This is a genomic window from Sanguibacter sp. Z1732, assembly GCF_051020515.1.
Lineage (GTDB): Bacteria > Actinomycetota > Actinomycetes > Actinomycetales > Beutenbergiaceae > CALKWS01.
The window spans coordinates 1428384-1442632 of the sequence record NZ_CP194857.1; the positions used below are offsets into that span (position 1 = coordinate 1428384).

Below are 14249 nucleotides of genomic sequence, written 5' to 3' on the forward strand. Positions count from 1 at the left end.
CCGTCACCAGCACACACCCGGCCATGGATCGGGCGCGGGACGGGACGTTCATCCGGCTCCGGCCGGTGCGCCGTGGGTGTTCACGACCGCCCGGCCAGCACGTCCCGGGCGGTGGCCACGATCCTGCGCTCGTTGGGGTAGGCAAGGCGTGAGCCTACTTCGTCCAGGAGCACCCAGGCGACGTCCTCGGCCTCCTGGTCCGGGTCGTTCTCGATCGTGAGTTCCCCGCTCACGGCGCACAGCAGGTAGTGGTGGACCACCTTGTGCACGCGCCGGTCGGTTCCGGCGAACCAGTAGTCGATGGTGTCCAGGTGCCGCAGGACCTGACCGTAGATCCCGGTCTCCTCAGCGATCTCCCGGACTGCGGCCTCGGCGGCGGTCTCCCGGCCTTCCAGGTGGCCCTTGGGCAGGCACCACTCCAGCCGTCCGGCCCGATTGCGGCGCGCGATGATCGCGGTGACCGCCAGCCCGTCGATCACGTCGACCACCACCCCACCGGCCGAGGTCTCGTCGACCACCGGCAACCGGTGCCGGACCGGCGCACGGCGCCGCACCGGGCCCGGTTTCGGGACCCGTCGCCCGGGAGTGGGAACGGCGGCTGACATATCAATACTCTAACGAGAGTGCCCGCGCCCGGGGCGCTGCCGGGGTCTGCGGCCACGTCGCGCTGCCTGGCGTGGCCCCGCTCTGCACCGTTCCCAGTGTCCGGAACGGCGCGGTGGTGAGCCAGAACATACCCCGGACCGAGCGCGAACGGGCCGCGGCGTGGCACCCTTGGTGCTCGTGTCACCGAACCCGCAGGATTCCTCCATGGCAACCCCCCAGGCTCCGGCACAGTTGTTGCACACGGCGTTGAGCACGATCACCGAGATGGCTCCGGAGGCGATCGAACTGGGCCGCGCCTTCGCCGACGCCGGGCACGAACTTGCTCTGGTCGGTGGGCCGGTCCGGGACGCCTTCCTGGGCAAGGCCTCCTCGGACCTGGACTTCGCCACCTCCGCCCGCCCGGAACAGACCGAGGAGATCCTGCGCGCCTGGGGCACCGGGCTGTGGGACATGGGACGGGACTTCGGTACCCTCGGCGCGCGTCGGGGGGACACCGTGGTGGAGGTGACCACCTATCGAACTGAGAGTTATGACCCCGGGTCGCGCAAGCCCGCGGTGGCCTACGGCGACTCCCTCGACGGGGATCTGTCCCGGCGTGACTTCACCGTCAACGCGATGGCGCTGCGGTTGCCGGATCTGGTGTTCGTCGACCCCTTCGACGGCCTGAGTGCCATGGCCGACCGCGAACTGCGCACCCCGGTGGGCCCGGAGCAGTCCTTCGACGACGACCCGCTGCGGATGATGCGCGCGGCCCGGTTCGCCGCCCAGCTCTCCTTCGACGTCGAGCCGGACGTGCTGGCAGCGATCTCGGCGATGGCGGACCGCCTCAGCATCGTCTCGATCGAGCGGATCCAGGCCGAACTCGTGAAGTTGCTGATGGCCCCGGCGCCCCGGCGCGGGCTGGAACTGATGGCCTACACCGGCATCGCCGACGTGGTGCTCCCGGAGCTGCCGGCCCTGCAGATGACCATCGATGAGCATCACCGGCACAAGGACGTCTACGAGCACTCCCTGACGGTGCTGGACCAGGCGATCGATCTGGAGACCGGGCCGGATGGGCCCGTACCCGGTCCGGACCTGGTGCTACGCCTGGCCGCGTTGCTGCACGACATCGGCAAACCCGCGACCCGCCGGATGGAACCGGGCGGCGGGGTGAGCTTCCACCATCACGAGATCGTCGGCGCGAAGATGACCACCAAGCGCCTGCGTTCGCTGCGCTTCGACAAGGCCACGATCTCGGCGGTGGCGAAGCTGGTAGCGCTGCACCTGCGTTTCCACGGGTACGGGGAGGCGAAGTGGTCCAACTCGGCGGTGCGGCGCGCTACGTCACGGACGCCGGCGACCAGCTCGAACGGTTGCACCGCCTGACCCGGGCCGACTGCACCACCCGGAACAAGCGCAAGGCCGCACGGCTGGCCGCGGCGTATGACGATCTGGAGGAACGGATCGCACAGTTGGCCGAGGAGGAGGAACTCAAGGCGATCCGCCCGGACCTGGACGGCCGGGAGATCATGGCACTCCTCGGGATCGCACCGGGCCCCGCGGTGGGCAGGGCCTACCAGTACCTGCTGGGGCTGCGGATGGAGCACGGTCCCCTCGGACCGGAGCGCGCCGAGTCCGAACTGCGTGCCTGGTGGGCCGAGCAGGGCGAGGCCGAGGGCGGCTAGCACCCGCGGCCTGTCCCGCTGGGAGCGCACCGGCGACCGTGTGCTCCATCGACGAGGTGGCCGCGCGCCGCCGCCCAGGGGCCCGCGAGAAACTTCGCGGGCTGTACCGGTCTACCCGGGTCAGTCAGCCTTGCCGGGGGCGCCGACCGGTGCCGACGGAGATGGGACGCCGCGCAGCCCCAGCCCGATGGCCAGGGCCGCCAGCGTGAGCACACCGGCGCTGATCGCAGCGATCGTCGTCAGGCCGGCCCCGAAAGCGTCGAAGGCCACCCGGACGAGGTGGTCGGCCTCGGCAGCCGGCAGGCGCTCGGCGACCGCGGCCGCCTCGCTGACCGTGTCCGCCGGGTGGGCCTGCCCGACGGCGGAGTCCCCCAGCCGGGAGCGGAAGATGACGGTGGCGATGGTTCCGAAGATCGCGATCCCGAATGCCTCACCCAGCACCATGCCGGTCTCGGAGACGCTCGCCGCGCCACCGGCCCGCTCGAGCGGCGCAGTCGCCAGGATCAGGCTGTTGGCTATCGTGCCCACGATCCCCACCCCGAAGGTGAGCACCGTGTAGCCGCTGATGAAGGCCACCACCGAATCGGTGTGGTCGATCGCGGCGATGGCACTCATCCCGGCGGCGGCGATCGACAGGCCACCCGGGACGAGCCAGGACAGGGGCGTAGATGCCGGGCCATCCCGTTGGCGAACGCGGCCCCGGCGAAGGAGCCGGCCAGCGTCGGCAGCACCGCGAGTGCGGCGCGGAAAGGGCTCAACCCCAGCACCGTCTGCAGGTAGGTGAAGGCCAGCAGTCCCAGGCCCACCATCACCAGGGCGGCCAGCGCGTTTGCCAGCACGGATGAGGTGAAGGCCGCGTTCCGGAACAGGGTGACATCCAGGAGCGGATCCTCGGAGCGCCGTTGCCGCCGCACGAAGAGCGTCAGCAGCACGAACCCCAGGACCAGCGTCACGCCGGTGGTGACGTCGGGACGCTCATCGGCGAAGCGTTTCGCAGCCAGGACCACCGCGACGATGCCGACCAGGGACAGGCCGGCGCCCGGAAGGTCGAACCCGGCAGCCTCCGGATTGCGTGACTCCGGCACCAGCAACGGTGCGAGCACCAGCAGCAGGGCCATGACGGGCAGGTTGACCAGGAAGACCGAGCCCCACCAGAAATGCTCCAACAGGAAGCCCCCCAGCACGGGCCCGGCAACCGCGCCACCCGTGAAGGCGACCGTCCAGACCGCTACCGCAGTGCTGCGCTGGGTGGGGTCGGTGAACATCGCTCGCACGAGAGCCAGCGTGGAGGGCGCCAGTGTCGCCGCACCTACACCCAGCAGGGCCCGTGCGGTGATGAACGTCTCCGGTGTGGGGGCGTAGGCGAGCCCGAGTGATGCGAGCCCGAAGGCGGCCGCACCGATCAGGAGCAGCCGGCGCCGTCCGATCCGGTCGGCCAGGCCGCCCATCGTCACCAGCAAGCCGGCCAGCACGAAACTGTAGATGTCCATCATCCACAGCCATTGCCCGGCCGTGGGCTCGAGGTGGGCTGTCACCGCTGGGCTTGCGACGAACAGGATCGAGATGTCCATCGACACCAGAAGCGCCGGAACGAGGAGGACGGCCAAGCCGAGCCAGGTGCGCCTCGTGGCGGGACCAGGGGAGACCGTGCGGGGGGGAGTAGCGTGTACGTACGTTCATATAGCCGAGTGTACGGACGTACAGATGCGTGTCAAGACGTACGTACAAGAACATTCGCGGTAGCCTCGTACCTGCCGGCCGGCCGATCCGACCAGCCCGAAGCGACGTGAAGACCGGAGGACGATGAGTCAACGCGAAGCGCTCCTTCAGGGCGCGAAGAAGTGTCTGGTGGACAAGGGCTACAGCCGAACCACTGCCCGGGACATCACGGCTGCTTCGGGCGCTCACCTGGCCTCGATCGGGTACCACTTCGGCTCCAAGGACCGGTTGATGAACCTGGCCGCGATGGAGATGTCCAGCGAGTGGGGCGACCGGATCGAGCGCGCGGTCCGTTCGATCGGCGGCGAGAGCGCCGGGGAGCGGCTGGCAATGCTGGTCTCCGAACTGGTCAGGGCCCTCCCGGGCTCCCGGGACCTGCACTCGGCCGCCCTGGCCGCGATTGCTCAGGCCCCCTTCGACCAGGAACTGCGGGATGAACTCACCTCAACCTATGGCCACACCCGCCGGACGCTCGCCTCGGTGGTACTGGGCACGCCACAGGTCGAGGAGGGATCGGCCGCCGAGCAGGGCTTGGGCACGCTGGTGTACGCGCTCGTGATCGGCCTGGGCGTGCAGGCCCTGACCGACCCCGACTCCCTGCCGGCTCCGGAGGTTGCCGCCGACGCGGTGCGGGCCCTGGCCGCCGCGGGTCGCTAACCCTCTCCCGCGGGCTGCGGCGCGGTAGGCACGCGCCGGTAGGCCAGCACCAGCAACAGATAGACCGCGCCCAGTGCGGCGAAGGTTGCCCGGGAGTACCCGGTGTCCGGCAGCACAGCGGCAGCGAGGGCCGCGGCCCCCACGAACGCGGCGTTGTAGAGGACGTCGTAGAGGGCGAACGCCCGCCCGCGCACATTGTCGTGGGTATCGCGGTGCACGATCGTATCGACCGCGATCTTGGCCCCCTGCACGCTGAATCCCAGGAGCAGCGCCGCTGCGGCGATCACCCACTGCACCGGGGCGGTGGCCAGCACCCCCTGACTGAGCGCCCCGATACCCAGGCACACCAGCACCCACCGGGCGGGACTGACCAATCTGCGCGCCGCCGGAGTGAGAATGATCGCCAGACCATTACCGGCGAAGGAGATCCCGACCAGCAGCCCGAACATCGCCAGCCCTGCCGAGGCGTTCGCCGGATCCACCAGCAGGTTCCGGGAGATCAGGATCAGGGCGATGAAGTTCAGCCCGTACAGGAAACGGTGCCCGGCCATCACGCCCAGCCCCGCACCCGTGGTGCCCCGGGCGATCAGGTACCGCGCGCCGTCGACCATCTCGGTGAGGGTGGCGCCCACATCCCGCCCGACCTGCGCCCACGTGGTGGACCTCATCCGGGACCGTTCCGGCCCCAACCGGTCCCGGCCCAGCCGAAGCGCGAGCAGGGCGGCGGCGACGAAGAACAGCGCCGCACCGGTCAGGGCAGCGGCGTCCAACGCTGGGCCCTGCCGCATCACCAGACCGAGAGCGAAGCCCACGGCGGCGCCGACGACGGCGGAGACCGCGCCCAGGGTGGGGGTCAGGGAGTTGGCGATCAGGAGTTGTTCCCGGGGAACCACCCGCGGCAGCCCGGCCGAGAGTGCAGCGAGCAGGAACCTGTTCACCCCCAGGGTCACCAGCGCGAGCACATAGACAGCCGGCCCCACCCCGAGGGTGGCCATCAGGATCGCGAGCGCTCCCGCGAGCAGCACCCGAACCGCGTTTCCCACCAACAGCACCTGACGGCGACGCCACCGGTCCAGCAACGGGCCCACGAACGGCCCGACCACCGTGAACGGCAGCAGCAGCACCGTGAACGCTGCCGCAACCGCTCCCGCCGTGGCCAGGTTCTCGGGGTTGAAGAAGAACAAGGTGGCGAGCCCGGCCTGGAACAACCCGTCGCCGCACTGGGAGACCAGCCGGACGGTGAAGAGTCTGCGGAAGTCGGCGTATCGCAGCAGCGTGCGCAGATCCTGCACCACCTGGAGGCCAGCCACGGGGCCCCACGATAGTGCCCACCCACGGCCCCGGCCGCCGACCCCGCAGCACGCGGAGGCGGCCCGGATACGCCACCATGGGCAGATGGACTCACTCACCCCGCGGCAACTGGCAGACCGCTACGTGCACCGCCTCGCTGAATTGAACCCGATCGTCAACACCGGCCTGGGCCTGTTCCCGCACGACGACGCTCTCCCGGACTTCTCCCCGGCCGGCCACGACGAGCGCACGACCCTGGCCAGTGAGACCCTCGCTGAACTGGACCGGATGGATTCCACCGGCTGGGACGACCTGGAACGGCGCTGCACCACGCTCCTGCGGGAGCGTCTGGGTGTGATCATCGAGTCCCACGACGCCGGGGAGCACCTGCGGGAGATCCGGAACATCTTCGGTCCGCCGCAAGCGGTACGGCAGGTATTCTCCCTGATGCCCACCGGCACCGATGAGGACTGGGCGGTGATCGCCCGCCGGATGGCCAGGGTTCCCCGGGCCTACACCTCCTGGCAGGCGAGCCTGGATGAGGGCCGATCCCGCGGTCTGCTGGCCGCACCCCGCCAGGCGCTGGCCCTGGCGGACCTGATCGACCAGTGGGTGCAGACCGGGTGGTTCGCGGACTTCGTCTCCGCCGGTCCCGAGCACCTGCGTGCGGATCTGGATGATGCCGCCCGGGCCGCCGGCGAGGCCGCCGCCCACCTGGCTCGGTACCTGCGCACCACGTACGCGCCGGAAGCCGAGGGCACGCCCGACGCCGTCGGCGAGGAGCGCTACCGGCTGAACGCGCGCCGTGTGATGGGCGCCGACGTCGACCCGGCCGAGGCCTACGCCTGGGGCTGGGCGGAGTACCAGCAGATCGACGCCCAGATGCGCGAGCTGGCCGAGAGGATCCTGCCCGGCTCCACCCCGGTGGAGTGCATGCGGCACCTCGATGAACACGGCACGGTGATCCACGGCGAGGACGAGGTCCGCCGGCGCTTGCTTGCAGCAGATGATGGACGAGGCGATCACCGAACTCGACGGCACGCACTTCGACATCGCCGAGCCGATCAGACGCGTGGAGGCGATGATCGCTCCGGCCGGTTCGGCCGCGGCTCCCTACTACACCCGCCCGTCCCAGGACTTCGCCCGCCCGGGCCGCACCTGGCTACCGACGCTCGGCCGGGAGTCCTTCCCGATGTATGACCTGGTCAGCACCTGGTACCACGAGGGCGTACCGGGCCACCATCTGCAGTTGGCGCAGTGGGCCTATATGGCGCCGCAGTTGTCCACATTCCAGACCTCGGTGGGCTCCTCATCCGGCGTCACCGAGGGATGGGCGTTGTACTCCGAACGGTTGATGGACGAGTTGGGCTATCTCGATGACGAGGCGCGGATGGGGTATCTGGATGGCCAGATGATGCGAGCGATCCGGGTGGTCATCGACCTGGGGATGCACCTGGAACTGACGATCCCGGCCGACTCCCCGATCGCCCCCGGACAGACCTGGACGCCCGAACTCGCCGAGCGATTCTTCGCCGCGCACTCCGGACGCTCTAGGGACTTCATCTCCTCGGAGGTCGTGCGGTACCTGGGCTGGCCCGGTCAGGCGATCAGTTACAAACTTGGCGAACGGGCCTGGCTGGCCGGGCGGGAGGCCGCTCGGACCGCCCACGCCGAGCGCGGCGAGGAGTTCGATCTGAAGTCCTGGCACATGAAGGCGCTGTCCCTGGGCGCCCTCGGCCTGGACGATCTGGAGGCCGAGCTCGCCCGGCTATGAGCCTCAGGCGGGGCGGACGCAGGACCCTGCCTCCAGCCGGAGTGCGGGTCAGGACGCTGCCACCGGAGCGGTGGCGGCGTCCAGGACACCCTCGAAGGCCGCCACCAGCCGCTCGACGGCCGCGGTGTCACCGGCGACCGCCACGGATTCGAGAGCGACGCTCTGATAGAGCACACCGGTCCAGGTTGAGGAATCCCCGGTCACAGTGGCCTGCGGGTTCGGGGCCGGGCCGCGTTCGATGGACAGTTCCTGCGCCCATCGGAGTCGATAGGCGTACGGCTCGGCGTTGCCGTCGACGCGGGTGTCGTTGAGGTGCAGGGCCAGGTCCAGGGGCGGATCCATGCGCATCCGGGGCGCCATCGTCAGCATCGACTGGACGGTGGCATCGGGTGTCAGCCCGCACCCGGCGACATCCCGTACCGGTGATTTCAGCGCCCACCACGCCAGGGACTCGAAGACGGGGCGTAGTTCGGCCGCCCAGTCGGTGATGGCGTAGGCGGTGACGCCCGCGGGGGCCGGAAGGGTGACCCGCTGCACCAGGCCGGAGCGTTCGAGTTCACGCAGCCTGGCGGTCAGGACTGCGGGTGTAATGCCCCGAAGGGTGGCTTGTAGTTCGGAGAAGCGCTTGGGGCCGAGCATGAGTTCGCGCAGTGCCGGGTAAGTCCACCGGTCGCCGATCAACTCCATGGCATGGGAGGTGGCACAGGCGTCGCCGTGGGCGGCATAGGTGCGCTTGATCGGCATGTCGTTCCTTCCGGGCTATCGACAACGACGTGTGACCTATGTTAAACATAGCGCGACGTACGGACGAACAGCCCCGCAGCAGGGAGACTTCCATGACCAGTGCCATCGAGCAGTCCGGTCCAAGCAGCCACGGCGTGGTGGACTCCGCCGACGGAACTCCGATCGCATGGAGCCGTACCGGCGCCGGTCCCGATCTGGTCATGGTCCACTGCGTGGGCGTGTCACGGATGACGACGCCGCAACCGACCTTGCCGGACGCCCTGGCCGCACACTTCACCGTGTGGACCTATGACCGGCGCGGCACGGGTGAGAGCGGCAACAGCCTGCGGTACGACGTCCAGCGCGAGGTGGAGGACCTGACCGCCGTGATCGACCTGGCCGGCGGTCCGGCCACCGTCTACGGATTCTCCTCCGGCGCCACGCTCGCCCTCATTGCCGCCGAAGCCGGTGCGCCGATCGAGCGGCTCGCCCTGCTGGAGCCACCGCTGCTCGACGAACCTGATCCCGACCATGACTTCAGGTCCGAGGGCGAGCGCCGTCTCGCTCAGGGACCCGAGGTGCTGCACCAGTGGTTCCAGACCGAGGTCGTCGGCGTTCCCGAGGAGGTCCTGGCCGAACTGGGGCCGCCGTCGGAGGCGAACCTGAAGGACGCGCCGTCGCTGCTGCACGAGCTGACCTTCCTCCCCGGGACGCCGGCACGGCGGTTCGCGTCCGTGGCCCAGCCCACGTTGATCGTGGCCTCGAGCGCCACCGCACCCGAGATGTATGAGTACGCCAACGGGTTGGAGGAGGCGATGCCGCACGCGCAGGTGGAGATACTGCCGGGTGAGTGGCATGGCGTGGACGACACGACCCTGACCCGCTCGATCAGCCGGTTCGCCGGCGCTGCGAGGTAGATTCGCGCCCGCCCCCCGGCGCCGCAAAGAGCACCCGGCGGTACCGCAGGGCACGCGACGGCACCACACCCCAGCGGACCGCACGCTCGACGACGGCCGCTGTCAACGGCGGATCTGCAACACTGCTGCGTCCACCGACGCCGGCACCACGAACGCCGCCCCGGGAAGATGTCGACCCACCCCGACCTTCCACTGCCGACCGCGTCCTTGCCTGGCGTGACACCTCGAGCGCGCCGGCACCGGCGGTCGCCGGCTCAGCCCGCGGGCCGCACCGCGCTGCAGGACCAGGTCCGCCGAACGCAGACCGCGAGCGGCGAGCAGGGTGCGCACAAGGTGGGTTGTCAGGGCGAACGGGGGATTCGCCACGACCCGGAAGGGACGGCCGGGCACGTAGAACTCGCGCAGGTCGGCTTGGACCACCCGAGCTCGGCCCGCGACCCGGGCACGCAGGTCCTCCACCCGCTCCGGGTGCAGTTCGATCGCGACAACCTCGGCGCCGGAGGCGATCAGCGGTAGCGTCAGCGCACCGTTGCCGGCGCCCAGGTCGAACACCAGGTCCCCGGCGCCGACCCCGGACTCGGCCACGATCCGCCGGGCCCAGTCAGGACGTAGCGGATGCCATCCCCACGCGCCGCGGCGCCCGTTCCCGGACACGACGCACCATCAAGAACATATTCATGGGCATCACGGTAGGAACGAAGCGTGCCGCAGCGCCACGTATTTTTCCGCCCGGGGCCGTGTGCGCCGCGTCGACCGCGGCTCAGCGCTCGGCGTCGCCGGCGATGAACGCCTCCACCATCGCCCGGCCGGTCTCGTCGTCGTACTGCTGCGGCGGGGACTTCATGAAGTACGCCGACGCCGAGGTGATCGGCCCCCCGATACCCCGGTCCAGGGCGATCTTGGCCGCCCGGATCGCATCGATGATGATGCCCGCCGAGTTCGGGGAGTCCCACACCTCGAGTTTGTATTCCAAGTTCACCGGCACCTCACCGAAGGCGCGACCCTCCAGGCGCACATAGGCCCACTTGCGGTCATCGAGCCACTGCACGTAGTCCGATGGGCCGATGTGCACGTTCCGCTCACCCAGATCGTGACCCACGTTGGAGGTCACTGCCTGCGTCTTGGAGGTCTTCTTCGACTCCAGCCGGTCCCGCTCCAGCATGTTCTTGAAGTCCATGTTGCCGCCGATGTTGAGCTGGTAGGTGCGGTCCAGCACCACCCCGCGGTCCTCGAGCAGTTTGGCCAGCACCCGGTGCGTGATCGTGGCGCCGACCTGGGACTTGATGTCATCACCGACGATCGGCAGGCCGGCGTCGGCGAACTTGCTCGCCCAGTGCGGGTCGGAGGCGATGAACACCGGCAACGCGTTCACGAACGCCACTCCGGCCGCCAGCGCCGCCCGGGCGTAGTAGCGGGCCGCGTCCTCCGACCCAACCGGCAGGTAGCACACCAGCACATCGGCGCGTGCCTGCCGTAAGGCGGCCACCACGTCCACCGGTTCGGCGTCGGACTCCACGATCGTCTCGCGGTAGTACCGGCCAAGCCCGTCCAGGGTATCCCCGCGTTGCACCGGCACGTCTCAGCGGCGGCACATCGCAGAGCGAGATGGTGTTGTTCTCACTGGTGCCGATCGCCTCGGCCAGATCCATCCCGACCTTCTTGGCGTCGACGTCGAAGGCGGCCACGAACTCCACGTCCCGCACGTGGTAGTCGCCGAACTGGACGTGCATCAGGCCCGGCACCGTCTGGTCCGGATCGGCATCGGCGTAGAAGTGCACGCCCTGGACCAGTGAGGCGGCACAGTTGCCCACACCGGCGATCGCTACCCGAACTGAACTCACTGTTGCTCCCTATGGTCGTGCCGGGCCCGAGGGCCGGCGGTCGGCTCGCCTTGCAGGTTAATGCCAGATGTGGGCCCGGTCACGATGGGCGGGCAGATCGTGTGAACTGGCGGTGAAGACCGTCACGCTCCGCTGTCCAGCCACGCCCGATCAGCGCATACTGGGTGAAGGCCCTCGGCAGCGAGGGCTCGCCCGTGCGCGGGCGCAGGAGTTGAGGACGAGGAGTCGCCGGTGCCGCAGGAGCACGGCAGGGACGCAGGGCCCGCACGCCGCAGCGTGCACGAACGAGGCGCACGCCCGGCGACGTACCCGCAGAGCGCCCCGCCGGTGAACCAGCGACTGGCTGGTCAGCGCCCTGAAGGTCAGCAGCCGGCCGGAAAGCCCGCGTGGCGATCCACCGCAGGCTCTGCGGGCGCAGGGACGACGGCGATCGTCGGCGCGGCCGGGGGCGGTACCGCGCGGCGTGGTAGTTCCGTCAAGAGTGGCGCGAGCACCACCACCAAGGCACGGACCAGGGCGGCGACGACGAGCAAGAGTTCGGCTGGCTCCGGGGGCCGGGGCAGCGGCGGATCCGGTGGCGGCCCGGGCGGTGGTCGCGGCGGCGGCGGTTCCGGCAGCGGCAAGTCCGGCAACGGTCGGGGCAGCAGCGGTGGTGACGGAAAGGGCGGGTTCTGGAACTATCCCCGCCGCGGAAAAGGGCCGGTGCTGCGCTGGTTGCCGGGCTGGCGGTTCCTGGTGGGTGTGCCTTCCTGACCCTGGTCGCCCTGGGCGTGGGCGTCTTCGTGGCCGCTTACCTGACCATCGACATCCCCGAACCCGAAGAGTTCGCGATGTCGGAGACCTCCACCGTCTTCTACGCCGACGGAGAGACCCCGATGGGCTCCTTCGCCGAGGTGGACCGCCAGATCATCGATCCTGCCACGCTGCCCGAGCACGTCGGTCAGGCGGTGGTGGCCTCGGAGGATCGACGGTTCTACTCCAACGTGGGCGTGGACCCCATGGGGATCCTGCGCGCGCTGTGGAACAATGTGCGCGGTAACCCCACCCAGGGTGGCTCCACCATTACCCAGCAGTACGTGGAGCGGTACTACGTGGGCCAGACCACCAGTTATGCGGGCAAGTTCCAGGAGGCGATCCTGGCCCTGAAGATCGACCGGGAGCAGTCCAAGGACGAGATTCTGGGCAACTACCTCAACACGATCTATTTCGGCCGGGGTGCCTATGGGATCGAGCGGGCCGCCCAGGAGTACTTCGACAAGCCCGCCGAGGAATTGACCGTGGAGGAGTCCGCCGTGCTGGCCGGCATCATCCCGGCACCCTCGCGCTGGGACCCGGACATCAATCCCGATCAGGCCCAGGAACGGTTCGGCCGCACCCTGCGGTACATGGTGGAGACGGGCTTCATCACCCAGGACGAGGCGGATGCGGCCGAGTTCCCCGAGGTGGCCGAAGCCGTACGCACCAACGTCTACGCCGGCCCGAACGGACACCTGCTGGCCATGGTGCGCGACGAACTGGTCGCGGCCGAGTTCACCGAGGCGGAGATCGACGGCGGCGGGATGCAGATCACCACCACCATCGATCAGACCATGCAGGACGCTGCGGTCGAGTCGGCCCAGGACCTGCCCGAGGACGCCCCGGAGGAGTTGCGGGTGGCCCTGAGTTCGGTGGACAACGAAACCGGTGCGATCCTGGCGTTGTACGGGGGCCGGGACTATCTGGAGGTCCAGCGCAACGCCGCCACCCAGGACACCGCCCAGGGCGGGTCCACGTTCAAGGTCTTCACCCTGTTGGCTGCCCTGGAGAACGACATCACGCTGGAACAGCGCTACCCCAGTTACTCCCCCATGGAGATCGACGGGTATGACGCCCCGGTGCGGAACTTCGACTCACCACGCAACCGCGGCAACATCGACCTGGTCCACGCCACCTACGACTCGGTGAACACCTATTACGTGCAGCTCAACCAGGAGGTGGGACCGGAACAGACGGTGGATATGGCCCACCGCCTCGGGCTTCCCGAAGACACCGCGGGCCTGGAGCCGGTGATCTCGAACGTGCTCGGGAGCGCCTCCCCGCGCAATATCGACATGGCCAGGGCCTTCGCCACCATCGCCTCAGGCGGTGAGCGTCACCAGAACTACATCGTGGCCGAAGCCACCGGCCCGCAGGGCAATGTGATCTACACCGGTGAAGGTTCCGCTGAACAGGTCGTCGACACCCAGGTCACCGCAGATGCCACCTACGCGATGAGCCAGGTGGTCGAGCGCGGTACCGGTTCCACCGCCAACCAGTTGGGCCGTCCCGCCGCAGGCAAGACCGGATCGTCCAACGACTACCGGTCCGCGTGGTTCGTGGGCTTCGTCCCGCAGATCACCACCGCGGTCTCGATGTACCAGGTGGGCGAGGACGGCTCGGAGGAGGCGATGGGCGGCTGGGGCGGCCAGAACGTGATCTCCGGCGGCAGTTTCCCCACCCAGATCTGGACCGACTTCATGACCGTGGCGGTGGCGGACCTGGACGTGGAGCAATTCCCCGAGCGCTCCCAGCCGGTCGCCCCGCCCGCTCCGCAGCCCACCCGGCAGCCCACCCAGGAGGAGACGCAGGAGCCCGAGGAGGAGGAGACCGAGGAGCCCGAGGAGGAGGAGCCTGAGGAGCCCGAGGAGGAGGAGACGGAGGAGCCCACGGACGAGCCCACCGAGGAGCCCACCGAGGAGCCCACCGAGGAACCCACGGAGGAGCCGACCGAGGAGCCCACCGACGACCCCGGCAACGGCAACGGCGGCAACGGCGGCAGTGGCGGCGGCAACGGCGGGGGCGACGGCGACGGCGATGGCGACACCGACGCGGAGGGCCTCTCGGTGCCCCCGTTGTTCGGCCGGGACAACGACTGACGCCGTGGCGAAAGCCCTCTGACGTCGCGGCACCTGCCCTGACCTCGGCGGATACCGCTCGCGAACTCGAGACACTTGCCGCGTAGTCGGCGTTCAACACTTAGGTGAGGAATGCCACGCCCGCAGGGCCGCCGTCGTCGGCTATCCTCGGGGGTGGCCTC

At 69.5% G+C, this 14249-nt stretch carries 11 protein-coding genes and 3 pseudogenes; 7 read left to right on the forward strand and 7 right to left on the reverse strand.

Translation table 11 applies throughout. The annotated features are described in order from the left end of the window. Nucleotides 1-80: 80 nt before the first annotated feature. Nucleotides 81-605 carry an NUDIX hydrolase gene (locus ACRRRO_RS07600; protein ID WP_424787280.1) on the reverse strand — a complete coding sequence of 175 codons (525 nt, stop codon included), beginning with the start codon at nt 603-605 and terminating at the stop codon, nt 81-83. A gap of 205 nt (nt 606-810) precedes the next feature. On the opposite strand from ACRRRO_RS07600, the pseudogene ACRRRO_RS07605 reads away from it, so the two are divergent. Beyond that, nucleotides 811-2273: pseudogene (locus ACRRRO_RS07605) on the forward strand (CCA tRNA nucleotidyltransferase). A gap of 120 nt (nt 2274-2393) precedes the next feature. On the opposite strand, the gene ACRRRO_RS07610 reads toward ACRRRO_RS07605, so the two are convergent. Beyond that, entirely contained in the window at nt 2394-2888 is a 495-nt protein-coding gene (locus ACRRRO_RS07610) for a hypothetical protein (RefSeq protein WP_434081331.1), read from the reverse strand. After that, nucleotides 2885-3850 carry an MFS transporter gene (locus tag ACRRRO_RS07615; protein ID WP_434081564.1) on the reverse strand — a complete coding sequence of 322 codons (966 nt, stop codon included), beginning with the start codon at nt 3848-3850 and terminating at the stop codon, nt 2885-2887. The genes ACRRRO_RS07610 and ACRRRO_RS07615 overlap by 4 nt, the downstream gene beginning before the upstream one ends. 226 nt (nt 3851-4076) lie before the next feature. On the opposite strand from ACRRRO_RS07615, the gene ACRRRO_RS07620 reads away from it, so the two are divergent. Continuing rightward, entirely contained in the window at nt 4077-4649 is a 573-nt protein-coding gene (locus ACRRRO_RS07620; protein ID WP_424795574.1) for a TetR/AcrR family transcriptional regulator, read from the forward strand. Here ACRRRO_RS07620 and ACRRRO_RS07625 read toward each other — a convergent pair. Beyond that, nucleotides 4646-5959 carry an MFS transporter gene (locus tag ACRRRO_RS07625; RefSeq protein ID WP_424795573.1) on the reverse strand — a complete coding sequence of 438 codons (1314 nt, stop codon included), beginning with the start codon at nt 5957-5959 and terminating at the stop codon, nt 4646-4648. The genes ACRRRO_RS07620 and ACRRRO_RS07625 overlap by 4 nt on opposite strands. An 85-nt stretch (nt 5960-6044) precedes the next feature. On the opposite strand from ACRRRO_RS07625, the pseudogene ACRRRO_RS07630 reads away from it, so the two are divergent. After that, nucleotides 6045-6908, forward strand: a pseudogene (locus ACRRRO_RS07630) (DUF885 family protein); the annotation flags it as partial. 40 nt (nt 6909-6948) lie between these two features. Continuing rightward, nucleotides 6949-7713: a DUF885 domain-containing protein gene (locus ACRRRO_RS07635; protein WP_434081565.1), complete on the forward strand. Its 765-nt coding sequence runs from the start codon at nt 6949-6951 to the stop codon at nt 7711-7713. 48 nt (nt 7714-7761) lie between these two features. On the opposite strand, the gene ACRRRO_RS07640 is transcribed toward ACRRRO_RS07635, so the two are convergent. Beyond that, a complete protein-coding gene (locus ACRRRO_RS07640; RefSeq protein WP_424795571.1) occupies nt 7762-8457 on the reverse strand; it encodes a winged helix-turn-helix transcriptional regulator in 696 nt (231 codons plus the stop codon). Nucleotides 8458-8549: 92 nt separating this feature from the next. Here ACRRRO_RS07640 and ACRRRO_RS07645 point away from each other — a divergent pair, with 92 nt between their 5' ends. Then, on the forward strand, nt 8550-9353 hold the full coding sequence (locus ACRRRO_RS07645) for an alpha/beta fold hydrolase (protein WP_424795570.1): 804 nt from the start codon (nt 8550-8552) through the stop codon (nt 9351-9353). 102 nt (nt 9354-9455) lie between these two features. Here ACRRRO_RS07645 and ACRRRO_RS07650 read toward each other — a convergent pair whose 3' ends face one another. Beyond that, nucleotides 9456-10007 (reverse strand): rRNA adenine N-6-methyltransferase family protein, encoded by a 552-nt coding sequence (locus ACRRRO_RS07650; protein ID WP_424795569.1) that lies wholly within the window; start codon nt 10005-10007, stop codon nt 9456-9458. A 106-nt stretch (nt 10008-10113) separates the two neighbouring features. After that, nucleotides 10114-11194 (reverse strand): annotated as a pseudogene (locus ACRRRO_RS07655) (inositol-3-phosphate synthase). A gap of 231 nt (nt 11195-11425) precedes the next feature. Between ACRRRO_RS07655 and ACRRRO_RS07660 the strand changes: the two are divergent. Next, nucleotides 11426-11947, forward strand: a complete 522-nt coding sequence (locus tag ACRRRO_RS07660; RefSeq protein WP_434081332.1) for a hypothetical protein — start codon at nt 11426-11428, stop codon at nt 11945-11947. Between the two features lie 17 nt (nt 11948-11964). Continuing rightward, on the forward strand, nt 11965-14088 hold the full coding sequence (locus tag ACRRRO_RS07665; protein ID WP_434081333.1) for a transglycosylase domain-containing protein: 2124 nt from the start codon (nt 11965-11967) through the stop codon (nt 14086-14088). Nucleotides 14089-14249: the final 161 nt, after the last annotated feature.